Origin of the sequence: Actinacidiphila oryziradicis (genome assembly GCF_005047355.1) — a bacterium.
GTDB lineage: Bacteria > Actinomycetota > Actinomycetes > Streptomycetales > Streptomycetaceae > Actinacidiphila > Actinacidiphila oryziradicis.
In genome coordinates this window covers 1-16,714 of the sequence record NZ_SUMC01000023.1, presented here as the reverse complement: position 1 = coordinate 16,714, position 16,714 = coordinate 1, and the positions used below count along the sequence as shown (strand labels likewise).

The following is a 16,714-nucleotide window of genomic DNA, read 5'->3' as shown; positions in this document are numbered from 1 at the left end:
CCAGTCGACCGGCACATCCGGATTCCCACTCGCGGGCGTACCGCTATCCGTAAGGGAAAAACGGCCTGAACGGGCGGCTGGTCACCGTACTCACCGCATAAGAATGGGGAGTTCGTATGAGTCGTATCCGGGTGCTGTGCCTCCACGGCTATCACGGGAGTGGTCCCATCCTGCGCGAGCAGATGAAACCGCTCGCCGAAGATCTGGAGGAGACCGTTGAATTCGTCTACGTGGATGCCCCGTCACTGTCCACGGGTGATTTCGGATGGTGGCACCATGAATTCCGCGGCTGGGAGCGCACCCGGGACTGGATGGCCGACCTGTTCGCCCAACAACGGCACTTCGACGGGGTCTTCGGATTCAGTCAGGGGGCCGCCCTCGTCTCGCTGCTGGTAGGGATGCGCGGCTCGGACGGGCAGGCGGGCGGCCGGAAACCTCTCAGTTTTGAATTCGCGATGATGGTCGGCGGATTCCGCAGCGACTCTTCCAAGCACGCCAATCTCTACGCATCCCTGGACAGCTATACGCTCCCGTCTCTCCACATCATGGGTCGCTCCGATTCGATTGTGCCGATCGAAGATTCCCGCGACCTCTCCGATCACTTCACCTCTCCCGTCGTCCTTGAGCATTCCGGCGGTCATGTAATTCCCGGCACACCGTTCATCCGCAACAATGTGGCCCTCTTCCTCGGCCGCATGGCCGGATGAAGATCCTTCAGAGGAAACCGGCCGTCAGCGTTGTTCCACCCGACCGAGAAGCACTGCAGAAAATGATCCGCAACAGGTTCAGGTACGCCGTCGCCTGAACGTCCGCGAGGGCGCCATGCGGACGTTGGCCGTCGCGCTGAAGGTGATCCTGCCGCCCTGGCGCCGCAAGTCCCCGAAGATCAGCGAGGCGCTGTTCCTGCTCCGCCACCCAGTTCTCTCCCTGGAAGCCGTGCACTGCCTCCCTGAGGGCTTCTGACCGGCCGGCCGGGTGACCGGGCCGGCTCCGCGATCCAGCAGGGCCGGCCCGTGCCGTCAGGCCCGGTCGACCTCGGCCCGCAGGGCGTTGTAGTCGGCGAAGGCCGACTCGACGTCGGCGCGGGTCAGACCGTAGCGGGACAGATCGTAGCTGTGGGGGCGGGTGTCCTTGGGGCGGGCGGCGACCTCGGGGAGCCGGGCGGCGTCGGCGTCGGTCCACCGGGCGCCGATGGACTCGTAGAGCTTCGGGGCGCCCGTGGCCGGATTGGACCCGAGCCAGGAGTACGGGACGTCCACCAGCGCCTCCCGGGGGATCGCGGCACGGGCCGCGAGGCCCCGCGCCATGGAGCGGCTCAGCAGTTCGAGCCAGGTGGCGCCGATGCCGTGCAGGTCCAGGGGGCGGACGGTGATGGCCATGCCGTGCTCGACCAGGCTGCAGAACGACGGCACGACGGCGACCGGGTCGCGGTGGGTCCACACGCTCGTGGCGTCGGGGAAGACGGTGCGCAGCGCGTCGAGGTTCTCGATGTGCATGGGGGACTTCAGCACCCAGCGGCGGCGGGGACGGCCGTACTGGAGCACCTGGAAAACCTGCTTGAGGTGGCGGTAGTCGGGGACGAAATCCCGTTCGTAGTGCCGGGCCTGGTACTCGGGCATGCGGGCCTGGGACAGCGGCATAACGGTGTGCGGAAGGGCGAAGGTGCACTCATCGGGGCCCTCGGCGCGCAGCGGGTGGACGTCGCGGAAGCCCGGGGCGAACAGATTGATTCCGCCGACCATCCGACGCGCGGCGGTGATTGCCTTCTGCCGCTGCTCAGGCGGTAAGTCCAGGTCGGGTGTGAGCAGCTCCCACAGCAGGGGACATCGGTGCTCGTCCGAGAGGGACAGCACGCCGTGGGTGAGCGTGGTGGCCGTGCGCGGCAGGCCCACCACGAACACAGGCTTCTCGACGGGCTCCCGCTCGATCGCGGGGTGCTCGGCGATCAGCCGCCGGATCCGGGCCCGGTTGGTGAGATGCCTGCGGACGTGACCCCGCGCGGACAGCCAGCCGACCGGAGTGAGGTTCTCGTCCCCCGCCCAGTGGCGCAGCAGGAACCGGAAGTCATCGACGAACCGCTGGTCCCCGTCTGCCTGCCCGGACGTGGCGACGAGCCGGTCGAAGGTCCGGTCAGGGATGCGACGGGAGCCGAAGCCCGGCCGGAGCAGCAGATTGGCCAGGGTGAGGGCGAGGGGGGTGGAGGACACGGGGGCAAGTTCCTTTCGGAGGCGGGGCGGATGGGGCAACGTATCTCATCGAACTGGCTTGCTGTGCCGAAGAGTTGGCCAAGGCTGCCCACCTTGCCGACCCGGCAACCTTCCCGCGCCCGGCGGCAACCCGGGAACACAACCGTTCCTGACGGGCGAGGCCATGATGATCAGACCGAGCCCGCCGCCCCGGCAGGCTCCTCACCGGAACGCTCGCCGTGCTTCTCGTGGGCACGGGCAGGACGCTGGCGCTGTATCGCACCGCGGTGACGCAGGCGCCGCACAGGAGAGAAGCTGGACCCCGGCCTGGTCCGCGGGCGCCGTCCATGGCGCCCGCCCCGAGGCCTTGCGCTGTTTGCTGATCCAGTGCCCCAGCGGCTATACCGTGTCCCTCGCCGGGCCTTCCTTGTGATCGAACGGCACTCGAAGGTGCCCCTCGCGTTGGGCGTACTTGCGTGCCGCGGCGTAGCCGCGTGCCCAGTCCTGCCCTTCGGTGCCGATCAGGTTGAAGGAAACCCATTCCGCGACCATCACGGGATCTCGCGGGGCGCGAACCGCAGCAGCAGCCGGTTTTCCTCCAGCTGATCCAGCTGATCCAGCTTCGGGCGATTCCCGCGTCGCGGGCGCTACCAATTACGGCCGCGCCGTCCGCTTCGAGGCGCGCGGTGAGCCGGGCCAGGAACTCGTGCGGCTTGGACCCTCCCTGATCAGCGTGCCCACCGAGCGCGCCCCGTGCGCATCCCCGCGCGCACCGGACCGGGATGCCGTGCGACGCGCGGGTCAGGGTGGGCGTTGTGACGCGGGTCATTGACCCACTGCCGACATACGTTGAGGATCGATTTATCGACTATGGAAAGCGGCTCCTCATGGGTGAACATGTTCACGTCCGCCTCAGCCAAGGCATGGGCGTGTCGGAGGAAGGGCAGCTGGTCGAGCAGTCCCGCTGCAAATGCGGGGCCACATGGACCAAGACGTACCCGGTGGAGGACGGAGAGGCGGAGTGACAAAGACCGTCCACCGGCTGACGTAGGCCGGTCCGTCCGGTGAGCCTGCTTGGACGCTGCGAGCCAGCTCCGTGACTCTGCCCAGTCGTGCGCGGCATCACGAGGGGCGGCGGCGCATTGCCCCTGGGCGTGTGGGCTACGCCCCGGTGGGGCACACGGCCGGGGCTGGCACTGGCTTGGGCGGCGCGGCATCAGCGTCATCGATGGGCAGTGCGATCACGCGGCCCTCTCTTCCTGAACAGCGAGGACCTTCTCCGCTTGAAGCCGGAGCCGACCGCGGCGCAAACGTGATCGCCTCCGCAGACCCGTGCAGTGCGGCAGAGGCGGCTGCGCACCACGAGGTCGTCTCAAGGACCGCCCTCAGCGCGACGGCTGCGTGGATGAGACGGCCTCCACCGCACATGCCACCTCCGGGCGCCTCTTCACCACCTCGCGGTCCACTCCCGCCTCAGGTCCCAGACTGTGGGGACGCCTGACCGAGACCGGACGAGGTGATCTGGGCGGCCGAAGAAATTGGCTCCACGCCCACTCTTGCCGAAAGCTGAGGGCAAAGGCATCCCGGGACTGAGTAATGCCGTGCCGGTGGTGGATCCACCGGAATCCTGGGTGGAGCCTCATTTCTGGCAGACCCCATGGCCTTGCCCTACAGGGGCGGAGGAAGCCGGGATGTGCCGGCCGTCGCGGGTCGGCATGCGGGTGAAGCCCCCGCCCGGCAACCGGGGCCTCACCGGGTTCGGTCATGCTGCCGGGCACTGAAGGCAGGCGCGGACTTCGCGGCCGCCGGGAGTCTGGTGGACCTCGGTCGATTGCGCGAGGTACTCCACGATGCCGGTGCCGCGGCCGTGTTCGTCCGGGGCGACGGCATCGTGGGGGTGTTCCAGGGCAGTTCCGGAGTCGCTGACCACGATGTGGAGGGTGTGGCGGTCGAGGGCCAGCAGCAGGGTCATGCACTCGTGGCCGTACCGGGCGGCGTTGGCCGTGAGTTCGTCGACGATGAGGACGGCGGAATCCCGCTCGTTCTCGGGAACACTCCAGCACTCCAGCAGGTCGGCCGTGAAGTGGCGGGCGGCGGAGACATGTGTCTCCTGCGCGGGCAGGGTGAGCAGTGCCTGGTGGCGGCAGGGCCGCGGGAGCAGTGAGCTCGCGATGGTTGAGTCGGTTACAAACATGGTCTTGTTGCTCTTCTGTGGAGGTGCGGAGGCGGGGGGAGGGCCGCAGAAGAACGCGGGGGGCGCGGCCGGGGTGCCACAGCCCGAGGCTGATGGCGAGCCGGGTTAGCCCGGCGTTGTTGCCGATGCCGAACGTGGACCGGATACGGCGCAGGTAGGTGTTCGCCGTATAGCTGGTGATGCCCACGCGGTGGGCGGTCTGGAGACGGGTGCCGCCGATGGGCCGCGGTAGTTCGCTCGGCGCACGTGTGGGCGGGGAGTCGAGGCTTCGGCATGTGGCGTTGAGGCGGGCATCGCGAGCGCCACGGGTGTTTCCTGCGGGTGGGGTATCTCGGTCATCTCGGTTGACTCCTTGCGAGGTGGGAGGAGAGGGAGGGTGATCTGGTGAATACCAGCGCTTATCCAGTTCCACGGGTGGCGGACGCCGTGCGGTTCGGTATATTCGCGCCGTTTGCTCGATTTCTTCAAAGATGTGCAGATTGGCCGGACCCACCTCCTGGGCGTGCGGCGCCGCGTTGCCAGGAGAGGGGTTTCCGCGGCTGTGCGCCCACGCGCCCCGGTCACCGCGGTGGACGTAGGCCAAGGAACCGTTCCTCAGCACTGAGCGGGAGTGTGTCCTGGCTCGGTGCGCGCGTCCCGAACGGTGTTGGGTGCGCTGGTTGCCCGTGTTCGCGTACCTGGTGGTGGCACCCGTCGTGCGGGTGGTCCGGTCCGAGGTGGGCGGGTTTCCTCGCGCCCGAGGGTGTCCGGTCTGGCCTGGGCGCTCCGATGCCCGGCACCATCGCTCTGGTGGTGCGGGGGCGGTGGCGTCCGACGCCGGGCCGAATGTCCGTGGGCGCGCCGTCCGATCACGATGCTCGCGCAGTCGTGACCGGTGGTCTGGGGAGGACGACGCGGACCCCGGTGGGCAGGCCCAGGGCATGCGTCAAGCCCGGTACGAGGATCGTCCCTGTCGACCGTGACCGCTGCGACCCCGCCCTGCCGGAGGCCGGCAGGGCGGGGTCGTGACAACGGCTCGCAAGGCCCCATCCCTCCGGGGGCTTTGCGAGCGCGGGGGACGGCGGCCTGCCCCCACTGCCGGGCGGCCATGCCGTGCGGGTGGTTCGGGTGACGCTCCGTCCCGGCCCGGTGCCGGTGCCGGGACACAGCCGTGGACTCCGCGGCCGAGCATCTGATCGGCCGTCCGCTCCCGCGCGGCGGCCACTGGCCGGGTGGGTGGCATGAACCCGTCCGAACACCGTGGGCGGGCGCCACCCGCCTCACGCCGGGATCGTGATCAGCTTCTGGCCGTTGCCGGCGAAGATGTCGAAGTGCCCGATGGCCCCGGGGGGCATGGGGACCGCTCCGGGGATCGTGGTACCGCCGGGGTACTCGCCGGCCCGCCAGCTAGCGCCGACCGCCTTGACCCCGTCCAGCCCGACCACTTGCAGGGTGCAGGTGATTCCGGCGGGCGCCCCCTTGGCCGAGACCTGCAGGACGCTGCCCCAGGCGGCGGGCGAGACCTTCACCGAGACGGAGACACCGGTCGTGGGGTCGCGTCCGGAGAAGGTGCGGACCGGGGCCGGAGAGGTCGGTCCGGGCCGTGCCGCTTGACTGCCCACCGACCCGCTGGCCGCCAGCCACGTGCCGCCGGCCGCTGCGGCCATGAGCGTCAGGGTGGCGGCGGCGCCGGCCAATTGCCGCCGCCAGGCCGTACGGCGTCGGGCCCCGGCCTGTTGGAGCAGCCGGTCGAGCAGACCCTCCTGGGGTACCCGCGCCGCAGCCGGCACAGTGGGCCGCGAGGGTGGCTGCGGGCTGGGTTGCCCGCTTTCCGCGGCCCGTTGCACGAGTCGGTCGGCCAGGTCCTCGCTGGGTGCGGGCGCGGCCCGGCCGGCGGCTTCGGCCTCGGTGATAGTCGCGAGCAGCGCGGGCAGTCCTGCCAGTTCGGCGTACTCCGCCCGGCACCGGGCGCATTCCGCGAGGTGGGCGCGTATGTGCTCCGCCTCCGCCGGGGACAGCGTCCCCAGGACGTATCCGCCCAGTGACAGCCGGATGATCTCACGGTCCGCGGTCATGGTCTGCACCTCCTCTGTGCCGCCGTCACGGCTCGATGCCCCGTTCCTGGAGCGCCAGCCGCAGCGCCTGCAGGGCGTAGTACGTCCGCGACTTCACGGTGCCCAGCGGGATGCCGAGCACTTTCGCGGCCTCGGCCATCGTCCGGCCCCGGTAGTACGTCTCCAGCAGCACGACGCGGTGGTCCTGGGACAGTGTCCGGATGGCATCGGCCACCGCCCAGCTCTGCAGCGCCTGTTCGATCTCGTCCTCGCCGGGCGTCCGCTCGGCGATCTGCTCCAGGGCCTCCCCATCGGCCTCGGCCGGCCGGGCCCGCCGGGCCCGGCGGGCGTCGACGACCAGATGCCGGGCCACCGTACACAGCCAAGCCCGGGCCGGACCGCGTGCGGGCTCGAACGCGGCGGGGTGCTGCCACGCCCGTAGCAGTGTCTCCTGCACGATGTCCTCGGCCCATTGCCGGTCTCCTGAGGTCAATCGCAGCGCGTAGTGGAACAGGGGCCCGGCGTGCTCGGCGTAGAGCGTGCGGAGCAGTTCCTCGTCTGCACTCGAAACAGTCTCTTTATCAGAGACACGGCGCCCGGAGCGATCCGGCTCAGCCAATGGACCGCGTTTACGGAAACTCCATGGCATAGGGCGATCATCCCGCATTTTTATTGTTTTGTCGCATTACCTACCGTATGTCGCTGGCTACGCGCCGTAGATCCGGACGTGCGAAGAAGGCGGCCCCATCGTTGCCCTGGCGGCGGTCCCCGGGGAGGTCGCGGCACGGCCGGCGGCCGGCGTACGCCACTGCCCTCGGCTCCGTTCCTGTAGGCCACGTCACCGGCTCGGGCGGGGGTTGCGGTGCGGACGGCCCGTGGGGATGGCTGTGGTCTGCGGTGGCCGGTGATGCCGGGCGCGGGGGTGGGCTGTCTGGCCCGTGGCGGGGCTCTGTGAGCGGTTCCCGGGAGCAAGGCGGCCCCGGTGGCGGGTGTGGTCCCGGACCCGCCGCCGCGTCATCGGCGGGGTCGTGCCGCCGCGGGCCGGAAAGGGGCGGGTCCGGGTGATTGGCGCACCTGGCAAGAAATTTCACAAAAGGTGCGGATCTACCGAACCGTCCGGTGCCCATCACCCGTGGAACTGGACAAGCGCTGGTATTCACCGGATCCACCTCTTCCCACCCACCCCGCAGGGAGCGAGCTGAGATGACCAAGATGCTCCACCCGGAGGAAGCAGCGGTCCTTGCGGGCGTCGTTGGGACGCGTCCACACGAGCGGCCCGGGCGCCGGCAACACCTCTGGTCCGTGGGCGGGTCCCGGTGAGGTGCCGGCGGCCGAAAAAGGTCCACCGTGCGTCACTCCAGCCGCCCCTGACCGGTCGGCACATGTCGCAATCGCAACCTGATCAGTAAGGAACGAGAACTATGTACCTGCATTTTCGTCCGACGGCCCGGCGGTCGCGCCTCGTGGCAGGCCTCGCCGTCGCCGCCGCCGGCACGCTGGGGCTCCTGAGCGCGTGCGACGGATCGTCGCATCCCGCCGCTACGGGGGCCGGCGCCATCACGCCCGCTCCGGGCCAGAGCCTGGCCGGAACGCCCGGCGCCGCTGGGGCGGGGGGTGCGGCGAGCTCCGCCCCGGGCGCCTCGGCGATGCCCAGCATGAGCATGCCCATGAGTCCTCCGGCCACCCGTGCGCCGACCGCGCCGGTGGCCGGGGACGCCGTGGCGATCAAGAACTTCGCGTTCTCTCCGGCCGTGCTGAAGGTCAAGGCGGGCACGACGGTGACCTGGACCAATCAGGACACCGATGCCCACACCGTCACCAGCACCGGATCGGGAGGGCCCTTGAAGTCCGCCGCGCTGGCCACCCGCGCCACCTACCGCTACACGTTCACCAAGCCCGGCACCTACGCCTACCTCTGCACCATCCATCCGTTCATGACCGCGACCGTGGAGGTGTCCCGATGACCGACCACCCCGACGGGCGCGACGAGGCACCGGGCGCCGACTTCGAGCAGGCGACCGACGAACACGGGATGACCAGGCGTCAACTCATCAGGCACGCAGGATGGTTCGGCGGGGCCGTGGTCCTGACCGTGGCCGGGGGAGAGGTGATCAGCCATGTCGCCGACAACCGCAACGCCGCTTTCGGGGCGGCAGCCGCGGAAGGCAGCGGCGCGCTGCGGTTCGTGCAGGTCTCCGACAGCCACATCGGCTTCCAGGGTCCGGCGAACATGGATGTGGCCGGGTCGTTCACCGAGGCGATCAACCAGGTCAACTCCCTAGGATTCAGGCCCGACTTCGTCATGCACAGCGGTGACCTGACCCACCTGTCCACGGCGGGCCAGTTCGACCAGGTCAGGCAGATGATGACCGGCCTGCGCACGGACCGGGTGTTCACCGTGCCCGGCGAGCACGACTCCATCGGCGACGTCGGCCGCGCCTACCGGCGGACGTTCGGCGAGGGCACGCTGGGCGACGGCTGGTACAGCTTCGACACCCACGGCGTGCATTTCATCGCACTGGTCAACACCCTGAGCCTGGAGAGGCTCGGACACCTGGGCAAGGAACAGATCGAATTCGTCCGCAAGGACGTCGCGGGACTGTCGTCCGACACCCCCGTCGTGGTGTTCAGCCACATCCCGCTGTTCGCCATGTATCCGAAGTGGGGCTGGAGCACGGATGACGCTCTGCAGGTCCTCGCGCTCCTGCGCCGCTTCTCCTCGGTCACCTGCCTCAACGGGCACGTCCACCAGTTGTTCACCAAGACCGAGGGCAACATCACCTTCCACTCCGCCGCTCCCACCGCCTACCCACTGCCCAAACCAGGTCATGGCCCTGCCCCGACCCCGCAGGTCGTGCCCGCCAGGCAGCTCAAGGGCGCACTCGGCATCCGCACCGTCGGCTACCGGCGGGGCACCCGGGCGCTGGCGGTCAAGGATGAGAGGCTGGCATGAACACTCACAGGGCTCTCGCCCCGGCGCTGCGTCTGGCGATCGCCGTCACGCTCGCCGCAAGCGGGTACATCCACGCCCGGCTCTACCTCGATGAGTACCGCTTCGTCCACGTCGTCGGCGCGCTGTTCCTGCTCCAGGCAAGCGCCTCCTTCGCGGTCGCCGTCCTGATCCTGATCGCCGCACCGCTGCTGCTGAGGGCCGCTGCCGCCGGCGTGGCGCTCGGCGCGCTCGCCGGATTCACCGCCTCACGCACCGTCGGCGTGTTCGGGTTTACCGAACACGGTCTGCAGCCGGCCCCACAGGCCCTGCTCAGCATGGTGGCCGAGACCGGCACCCTGCTGCTCGTTGTGGTCTGGCAGGCAGCCGCGATCCGACAACGCCGCCATGCCCGGCCGCAGAAGGACGCCCCCCGCCGGCTGCGGCCCGGCACCATCACGGGGCACTGACCGATCAGGATCCCGCCCACGACCGTCCCTTCGGCGCACGTCCCCGACCGCACCGGCCGGCGTCCGCCCGCGGGCCCGCCTGACCACAGACCGCGTCGCGCATCACCTCGGCTCTCGCGGAGCCATGCCGCCTCCCTGCGCGTATCGCCCGACGGACAGGGCAAGCAGGACGGCCGCAGCGGGAGCCGCCGTCGCCCGGCGGCTGACCGCCCTGCGGTCCGCTCACAGATCCCCGGCCGAGCCCCGGCCGTTCGTCCCAGGCACCCAACCGGGCGACTACCGGCCCGCCCCGCCCCGCTTTCCGCCGCCGGTGTTCACCCGCTGGGGCTCGGTCACGCCGTTCACCCTGGCAAGCGGACAGCAGTTCCGCCCGCCGGCGCCCCCGCCGGTCAGCAGCCCCGCCTACGCCACCGCCCTGAACGAGGTCGAGAGGTTGGGGCAAACACCAGTACCATCCGCGCTTCCGATCAGAGCGCGGCCGCGAAGTTCTGGTACGCGGCCCCCCGTCTGGAACGTCTGGAACCAGGTCGCGCAGGGCCTGGTCACCTCCCAGAACGCAAGCCTGGGAAAGACGGTGAAGGTCTTCGCCGACCTCGACCTCTCCCTCGCCGACACCGCGATCGCGCTGTACGAGGCCAAATACCACTACCGTCAGTGGCGGCCCGTCACGGCCATCCGGCTCGGTGGTGCGCACTACAACCCGCGCATCGTCGGCGATCCCCACTGGACGCCCCTCCTGGCGACTCCCCCGGACCCGTCCTATCCCGGCGCTCACTGAATGTGCGGGTGCGAGGTACTACCGCTATGTAGTTCGCCTCCGGCGGGCACCGACGGCACGCGCAAACGCCTGGCGCATCCGGACCGAGTCGGGGCAACATCGTCAGCGGCTCTCCCCCCACCCGCCGCCCACACGCGGATCGCCACCGCCTTCCATGCCACTGTCTGGCGACTGCGCAGGTCCAGCCGGGCCGGATCCGAGGTAGAGCTAACGAGTCAGATGACCGGGGAGACATGGCTCAGTGCTCCCAGACCCTGGCCGGTCAGGCACAAGGGGCACGCCACGGGGTGACAGCGGGCGACTCCCGGGTACAAGGGGTGTAGATCGGGCCCGACCCGGGCCCGGCTTCCCAGCCGGTACGGCGGGACGGAGGGTAGTACCGATGTCCAAACGCACACGTAAGAGGCGCATGCGGCGCAAGCACAAGGCGAACCACCGTCATCACCCTCCGTGAGGGGCAGAGAACAGCCGACGGGCAGGCCCGAGGTCGGGGACGGCCCGGGGATGCCTCGGGCTTACCCGCAGCCACGGAGCCCGGGCGGGCACGACGACGCCCCCGGGCTGCAACAGCCGAGCGTCCTGCCTTCCCTGGGGCCCGCGAGGAACGGCCCCGGAGGCAGGCCCGGTACCACGCCAGTCCGGTAGGACTGGCCTTCGATGCCATATCGACATATGGCTCCATCGACTCCCTATCGGGGGTTCCCATGGCCCAGATCAGAGCGACGAAAGATCCCGGAATCGCCGTCGACTTCTCCCACTCGGACGTGGAGCAGATCAAGGACGCGGCTGAGCCGGTCCCGGTGATCCAGGAGAAGGTCGTCAAAGCCGCCGTGATCGTGCCGGCCGCTGGCCCGACCATGACCGAGGCCGCGTCATCCATCGCCGAGGCCATCGCCTTGCGCAAGGAGGAGCTTGTGCGGACCGACGGGGGGCACGGCGTGGAGGTGGTGTTCGACGTCCAGGCGCTGACACTCGGGGACTGGGACATCATCGCCGTCAGGCCGCTGCCCAGCACCGTGCCGTCCGTGTCGATGGTCGAGACCTTCTCACTGGTGAGCAGCTCCCCGCCGACGGCTGCGGAGGCCGGGGAGGTCCTCTTCGTCTTCGCCGTGGCGGAGGACCGCCGGATCGTCTTCAACGAGGTGGCGGCCGACGGCGGCTTCACCGGCTGGCAGGAGGTCCCTGGTGGCCTGCTCACCCGGACCGCACCGGCGGCGGCCACGCTGGGCGACGAGGCGGTGGTGTTCGCGACCTCGCCCGAGGGCCGGATCCTCGTCAACCGGGTCGCGCCCGATCGGTCGTTCAGCGGCTGGCAGGAGATACCGGGAGAACTCACCGTTGACGCCGCACCATCGGCCACCCGGCAGGGAGAGGGACTGCTGCTGTTCGCCAGGGCCCCCGACGCACGGATCCTCTTCAACCAGTTGGCATCCGACGGCAGTTTCAGCGGCTGGCAGGAGCGCAGCGTCAGATTCGCGTGAACCGGCTTCGGGCAAGCCCGGCGGACCGCAGCAGCCGTCGCCGGGGGTGGCTCTGGCGTCGGCTCGCGCACCTGCCGTCGCCACTGGCCTACGCCACTGTCCTGTACTGACCTGCGCCGGCTCGCGCATCAGCGAGCCCAGTCCCTTGCTGGTGTGCGCGCCCAGGCGCACCGGGCCGCCTCGCCGACGATCCGGTCGTAACGGGCGTTCGCGAGCGTCCGATGAAGGGGCGGCGCATCGACGGTCTTGCCGTCCCAGTCTGTCGCGGGGAGTTGGAGTGCCGGCATGAGGCTCGTCATGCCGTGCACGGCCAGCTACTGGGGGCGGATCGCGCCGCGGTCGATGAGGCCCTGCATGTAGGCGGGCCAGTCGGCGCTGGGCATGCACTGAACAAGATCAAGCGGCCCTGTCGGTCTCGGTGGAGCCGATCAGTACCCACGGCTCAGCGAGAGGCGACTGCGGGGCTTGGGCCGCAGGCCTGGGGGTGCAGGTGCAGGGCATCGTCTCCAGGTACCAGTCCCCGTGTCGTGGACAGCCCTGCCCGCCGGGGTCGGGTTGCTCTACCTCCGCGAAAACCTCGTTGGAGCCGTAGCAGTAGGTGCGCAGCGGCGGCTGGGAGTCGTGCGGGGCGGAGGTGCCGTCCCGGAGGGGCACGACGCGGTTGCAGCGGGCGCAGCGGCCGTACGGGATCTCGGCGGTGTCGCTCACGTGGTCTTCCTCGGGGCCTTGGGCTTGTACTCGGCGATCGGGCGCAGGTCCACAGCGGCGAGGCGCTGTAGGTGATGGGCAGGGGACGATCCGCAGGTCCGCCGGCCACTGGGTCCAGTTTCGGCCGCTTGGTGCCCGCCTGGCCATAGCCCTAAGGTCGTGTGGCCCACAGATGCGGACATGGCATGCAGCGCGGTGTCGGACGGCCGCAGGCCGCACTCGCGAAGCTGTTCGGCGCAGCCGCTCCGTCTTGCCATGGCCTTCGGCAGGGCGGTGGCCGCGGCGAGGTGCTGACCAGCCGTGATCGTGTCCAATTTGTGGGGAGCCTGTCGGTGTGGACATGGTCGCAGCAAGGGCCGACCGGGGCAGCTGAGGGGACCTACCTGGCTTGCCCCGTCGCCTGGTGCGAGCAGGACAGCGGCGGCGAGACTCCCGAAGAGATCCGCCAGGCGCGCATCATCGCCGAGGTACGGAGCGGGGGGCCACCGGCCGACATCGACCTCACCCGCCACGGCGGACGTTCAGCGCGCGGGGCTGACGGCCTGCAGCAGCCGGCCCTCGGCGTACGCCAACGCCGGTGCCGGAAGCGGCGCCTCACGCCCGCTGAGGATCACGGTCAGGGTGCCCTCAGCGGGTGCCTCGGGGGCGGGCGGCTCGCCGATCCGGCGCAGTGCCTGGGCGGCGACCGCACCGGCCGAGCCGTGCAGCACGAGCGGCGGCAGACCGGGCCGCTGCACGGCCGCGCGGATGCGCTCCGCGACGAGTTCGTAATGGGTGCAGCCCAGGACGATGGCCCTTACATCGTCCGGAGTGCGCTCCGCTGCGGCGGCGACCGCTAGGGCGACGGCCGCCTCGTCCGCGTACTCGACGGCGTCGGCCAGGCCGGGGCACGGCACCTCGGTGACGGCCACGCCGTCGGCGAACTCCCGGATGAGACCGCGCTGGTAGGGGCTGCCGGTGGTGGCGGGGGTCGCCCAAATGGCGACGGGTCCGCCGCCCGCGGCGGCCGGCTTGATCGCCGGGACCGTGCCGATGACCGGCAGGTCCGGTTCCAGCCGGGCGCGCAGGGCGGGCAGAGCGTGCACGGAGGCGGTGTTGCAGGCGACGATCAGCGCGTCCGGGCGGTGCGCGGCGGCCGCTTCGGCGGCGGCGAGGGCGCGGGCCGTGACGTCCTCCGGGGTGCGCGGTCCCCAGGGCATGCCGTCGGGGTCCGAGGAGAGGACGAGAGCGGCGTCCGGGCGCAGACGGCGTACCGCGGCGGCGGCCGCCAGCAGTCCGATTCCGGCGTCCATGAGCGCGATCTTCACCCGGTCGCCATATATCGGTGCCAGTGCCGCTGCGGCGCGTTCCTCGTCGCCGTGGTGAAGTTCGCGCTCGTAGCGATCCGTGATCTCCGGCTCCATGCCAGTCGCCTCCGGTGTGCTCATGCCTCAATGCCATTGGCAGCGAGTCTGTACAGTGATTGGCTTCGATAGCATGGCCAATCCCGGGAGAGTGGTATGGCCTACTCGATTCCGTTCCGGCCCGTGGACAGGGTGGACCGCGCGGAGCGGACGCTGGGGGGCCGGCAGCTCGCCGCTTTGCTGCCCGACCCGGTGGGAAGGAGACCGGCCTACCGCCACCTGGCCCAGGCGATCAGCGCGCTGGTGCTGGACGGGCGGATCGCGTTGCACGTCAGACTCCCCGCCGAGAGGGAGCTGGCCGCAGCCCTGAACACCAGCAGGGCCACCATCACCGCCGTGTACGACCTGCTGCGCGAGAGCGGCTACGCGCACAGCCGCCAGGGTTCCGGTACCTGGACGGCCCTGCCCGAGGGCCGTACTCCCAGCGGCATCACGCGGCTCCTCGGGCCCCAGGACACCGCGATCGACCTGGCCAGGGCCGCCCCCGGACTGCCAGGGCAGACGCTAACCGATGCTCTCGTCCAGGTCACCCCTCGGCTGGCCGAGCACGCGCACACTCCCGGCTACCACCCTTACGGCCTTCCGGAACTGCGCGCCGCCATCGCCGAGCGTTTCACCCAGCGGGGACTGGCCACCATGCCCGAACAGATCCTGGTGACCTCCGGCGCTCAGCACGCACTCTCGCTTGTCATAGGGCTGCTGTGCCGCCCCGGCGACCGGGTCATGGTGGAGAATCCGTCCTACCCGAACGCCCTGGAGGCCATGCGCCGCGCCCGGCTGCGCACCGTGTCGGTCCCCGTGACCGATACCGGCTGGGATATCGAGATCGTCGAATCGACCTTGCGCCAGGTGGTGCCCCAACTAGCCTGTCTGATCCCCGACTTCCACAATCCGACCGGCTGCCTCATGCCCGAGCAAGACCGCGTCCGCGTCCTGGGCGCCGCTCAACGCTCCGGCACCTGGCTGGTCATCGACGAGACCCTGGCCGACCTCGCCCTCGACGTCCCCGCCCCGCCGCCCTTCGCCTCCCATGCCACGCCCGGTGGAACCGGCCAGGTCATCACCATCGGCTCGATGAGCAAGACCTACTGGGGTGGTCTGCGCATTGGCTGGCTCCGCGCCCCCTCGCGGCTCGTGACCGAACTCGCCGGCCAGCGGATCGCCACCGACTTGGGCGGCTCGGTCCTCGACCAACTCCTGGCCCTCGCCCTCCTGGCTCGGGCCGCAGAACTGTTGCCGCCACGCCTGGAACAGATGCGCGTGCAGCGTGCGGCCCTGGCCGCCGCTCTGTCCGAGCGCATCCCGCAGTGGACCTGGCAGCTGCCACCCGGCGGTCTGTCACTGTGGGTCGACCTGGGCGAGCCCATCGCCTCGGCGCTGGCCGAGCGGGCACTGGACTACGGCGTGCGGATCGAGGGCGGTGCCTACTTCGCCACCGACCCGGGCATCTTCGAACAGCGCCTCCGCATGCCCTACACAACGCCCCCCGACACCCTGCGCGAGGCTGTGCACCGGATGGCCGCAGCGCTCGCCGATGGCCTCCCACTCTCGTCCGCTACCCGACGACCGCACTGGGTCGCCTGAGAACACCGCGCCGCCGGCTCAGTCGTCCGGACCGGTGACCATTCTCCACCGGCTTCTGCGCTATCGGCTGGTCGTGCGGCCTTGGCCGGGTATCTGGTCCACTGCCGCACGGATGGGCCGGGGACGAAGTTGGTCTCCCCGCAATACAGCCGGCCGGCGCAAACGGCACGGTGGCCGCGTACGCCCAGGCGACCCGGTCGCCGACGGCGAGCTCTGTCACGCCCTCGCCCAGTGCGCTGACGCGGCCGGCCCCTTCCACACGCGGGACGAACGGCACCTGGCCTGCCGCCAGTCCGAGCCGGCGCGTTGCGGTGTCCATCCCCTGATCTTCGCAGGGAATCCCGGCCTTCAGGCCGGGCGGGAATGCGATCCTTGGCCCGAAGCCGCGAAGCGGCGGAGTTCCCTGCGACGACTGGCGCGAAGCGCTAGACCGGGCGCTTCTGGTTCTCGATGTACTCCTTGACGATGCTCAACGGTGCGCCACCGCAGGAGCCCGCGAAGTACGAGGGCGACCAGAGGACGGACCCGGTGCCGATCGGGTTGATCCGGCCGGTGTACTCCGCCCGCAGGTACCGGGAGCTGACGCCCTTGAGACTGTTCACCAGCTTGGAGAGGGCGACCTTCGGCGGGTAGTGCACGAGCAGGTGGACGCGGTCGCCCTCCCCGTTGAACTCGCGAAGCTCGGCCTCGAAGGATTGGCACACGTCCCGCATGATCGCTTCGCAGCGCGTCAGCATCTCGTCATCGAAGACGCCACGGCGGTATTTGGTGACGAACACCAAGTGCACGTGCAGGTGGTAGATGACATGGTTTCCTCGGCGAATATCGAGGTCCGGCTCCCAGCGTGGTGACATCCGCCAAGTCTGACAGATGGTAAGGTGATCTCCGAACTCGACCGAAGGGGGGTGGGCTGATGATCCGCGCGTACAAGTTCCTCATGAGGCCCAC

General features: G+C 70.1%; 19 protein-coding genes. 9 read left to right on the top strand and 10 right to left on the bottom strand.

Annotation, left to right across the window (positions count from 1 at the left end; translation table 11 throughout):
• The first annotated feature begins 116 nt into the window (after positions 1-116).
• Entirely contained in the window at positions 117-707 is a 591-nt protein-coding gene (locus FCI23_RS23150; protein WP_136725857.1) for an alpha/beta hydrolase family protein, read from the top strand.
• Positions 708-822: 115 nt separating this feature from the next.
• Positions 823-963 carry a hypothetical protein gene (locus FCI23_RS56570; protein WP_169316904.1) on the top strand — a complete coding sequence of 47 codons (141 nt, stop codon included), beginning with the start codon at positions 823-825 and terminating at the stop codon, positions 961-963.
• A gap of 56 nt (positions 964-1,019) precedes the next feature.
• Here FCI23_RS56570 and FCI23_RS23145 read toward each other — a convergent pair whose 3' ends face one another.
• Both FCI23_RS23145 and FCI23_RS23140 read right to left on the bottom strand, forming a co-directional pair.
• A complete protein-coding gene (locus tag FCI23_RS23145; protein ID WP_136725856.1) occupies positions 1,020-2,207 on the bottom strand; it encodes a sulfotransferase family protein in 1,188 nt (395 codons plus the stop codon).
• Between the two features lie 378 nt (positions 2,208-2,585).
• Positions 2,586-2,738 (bottom strand): helicase associated domain-containing protein, encoded by a 153-nt coding sequence (locus tag FCI23_RS23140; RefSeq protein WP_211265444.1) that lies wholly within the window; start codon positions 2,736-2,738, stop codon positions 2,586-2,588.
• A 335-nt stretch (positions 2,739-3,073) separates the two neighbouring features.
• Here FCI23_RS23140 and FCI23_RS56565 point away from each other — a divergent pair, with 335 nt between their 5' ends.
• Positions 3,074-3,211 (top strand): hypothetical protein, encoded by a 138-nt coding sequence (locus FCI23_RS56565; RefSeq protein WP_169316903.1) that lies wholly within the window; start codon positions 3,074-3,076, stop codon positions 3,209-3,211.
• Positions 3,212-3,948: 737 nt separating this feature from the next.
• On the opposite strand, the gene FCI23_RS23135 is transcribed toward FCI23_RS56565, so the two are convergent.
• The 3 genes from FCI23_RS23135 to FCI23_RS23125 form a co-directional block, all read right to left on the bottom strand.
• Positions 3,949-4,380, bottom strand: a complete 432-nt coding sequence (locus FCI23_RS23135) for an ATP-binding protein (protein WP_136725855.1) — start codon at positions 4,378-4,380, stop codon at positions 3,949-3,951.
• A 1,259-nt stretch (positions 4,381-5,639) separates the two neighbouring features.
• The gene (locus tag FCI23_RS23130; RefSeq protein WP_136725854.1) at positions 5,640-6,434 is read right to left on the bottom strand and encodes a zf-HC2 domain-containing protein; all 795 of its coding nucleotides are present in this window, start codon (positions 6,432-6,434) and stop codon (positions 5,640-5,642) included.
• Between the two features lie 25 nt (positions 6,435-6,459).
• The gene (locus FCI23_RS23125) at positions 6,460-7,080 is read right to left on the bottom strand and encodes a sigma-70 family RNA polymerase sigma factor (protein ID WP_407646013.1); all 621 of its coding nucleotides are present in this window, start codon (positions 7,078-7,080) and stop codon (positions 6,460-6,462) included.
• A 754-nt stretch (positions 7,081-7,834) separates the two neighbouring features.
• Between FCI23_RS23125 and FCI23_RS59965 the strand changes: the two genes are divergently transcribed.
• The 5 genes from FCI23_RS59965 (at position 7,835) to FCI23_RS23100 (ending at position 12,071) form a co-directional block, all read left to right on the top strand.
• Positions 7,835-8,377 (top strand): cupredoxin domain-containing protein, encoded by a 543-nt coding sequence (locus FCI23_RS59965; protein WP_246143919.1) that lies wholly within the window; start codon positions 7,835-7,837, stop codon positions 8,375-8,377.
• The gene (locus FCI23_RS23115; RefSeq protein ID WP_136725852.1) at positions 8,374-9,366 is read left to right on the top strand and encodes a metallophosphoesterase family protein; all 993 of its coding nucleotides are present in this window, start codon (positions 8,374-8,376) and stop codon (positions 9,364-9,366) included. The genes FCI23_RS59965 and FCI23_RS23115 overlap by 4 nt, the downstream gene beginning before the upstream one ends.
• Entirely contained in the window at positions 9,363-9,812 is a 450-nt protein-coding gene (locus FCI23_RS23110) for a hypothetical protein (RefSeq protein ID WP_246143918.1), read from the top strand. The genes FCI23_RS23115 and FCI23_RS23110 overlap by 4 nt, the downstream gene beginning before the upstream one ends.
• Before the next feature lie 124 nt (positions 9,813-9,936).
• Entirely contained in the window at positions 9,937-10,590 is a 654-nt protein-coding gene (locus FCI23_RS23105) for a phosphatase PAP2 family protein (protein ID WP_136725851.1), read from the top strand.
• Between the two features lie 704 nt (positions 10,591-11,294).
• On the top strand, positions 11,295-12,071 hold the full coding sequence (locus FCI23_RS23100; RefSeq protein ID WP_136725850.1) for a hypothetical protein: 777 nt from the start codon (positions 11,295-11,297) through the stop codon (positions 12,069-12,071).
• A gap of 128 nt (positions 12,072-12,199) precedes the next feature.
• On the opposite strand, the gene FCI23_RS56560 is transcribed toward FCI23_RS23100, so the two are convergent.
• From FCI23_RS56560 to FCI23_RS23090, 3 genes are all read right to left on the bottom strand, one after another.
• A complete protein-coding gene (locus FCI23_RS56560; RefSeq protein WP_169316901.1) occupies positions 12,200-12,370 on the bottom strand; it encodes a hypothetical protein in 171 nt (56 codons plus the stop codon).
• A 97-nt stretch (positions 12,371-12,467) separates the two neighbouring features.
• Complete coding sequence (locus FCI23_RS23095; protein ID WP_136725849.1) at positions 12,468-12,779, bottom strand: hypothetical protein; 312 nt, start codon at positions 12,777-12,779, stop codon at positions 12,468-12,470.
• A gap of 521 nt (positions 12,780-13,300) precedes the next feature.
• Entirely contained in the window at positions 13,301-14,071 is a 771-nt protein-coding gene (locus tag FCI23_RS23090; RefSeq protein ID WP_136725940.1) for a glutamate racemase, read from the bottom strand.
• 207 nt (positions 14,072-14,278) lie between these two features.
• On the opposite strand from FCI23_RS23090, the gene yczR reads away from it, so the two are divergent.
• On the top strand, positions 14,279-15,766 hold the full coding sequence (gene yczR, locus FCI23_RS23085) for a MocR-like transcription factor YczR (protein ID WP_136725848.1): 1,488 nt from the start codon (positions 14,279-14,281) through the stop codon (positions 15,764-15,766).
• Here the strand turns inward: yczR and FCI23_RS63835 are convergent.
• Together FCI23_RS63835 and tnpA are read right to left on the bottom strand one after the other, a co-directional pair.
• Positions 15,738-16,085, bottom strand: coding sequence for an alcohol dehydrogenase catalytic domain-containing protein (locus FCI23_RS63835; RefSeq protein ID WP_136725847.1), 348 nt, complete (start codon positions 16,083-16,085; stop codon positions 15,738-15,740). The two genes, yczR and FCI23_RS63835, sit on opposite strands and share 29 nt — an antisense overlap.
• A gap of 106 nt (positions 16,086-16,191) precedes the next feature.
• Positions 16,192-16,620 carry an IS200/IS605 family transposase gene (tnpA, locus tag FCI23_RS23075; RefSeq protein WP_136725846.1) on the bottom strand — a complete coding sequence of 143 codons (429 nt, stop codon included), beginning with the start codon at positions 16,618-16,620 and terminating at the stop codon, positions 16,192-16,194.
• Positions 16,621-16,714 lie beyond the last annotated feature (94 nt).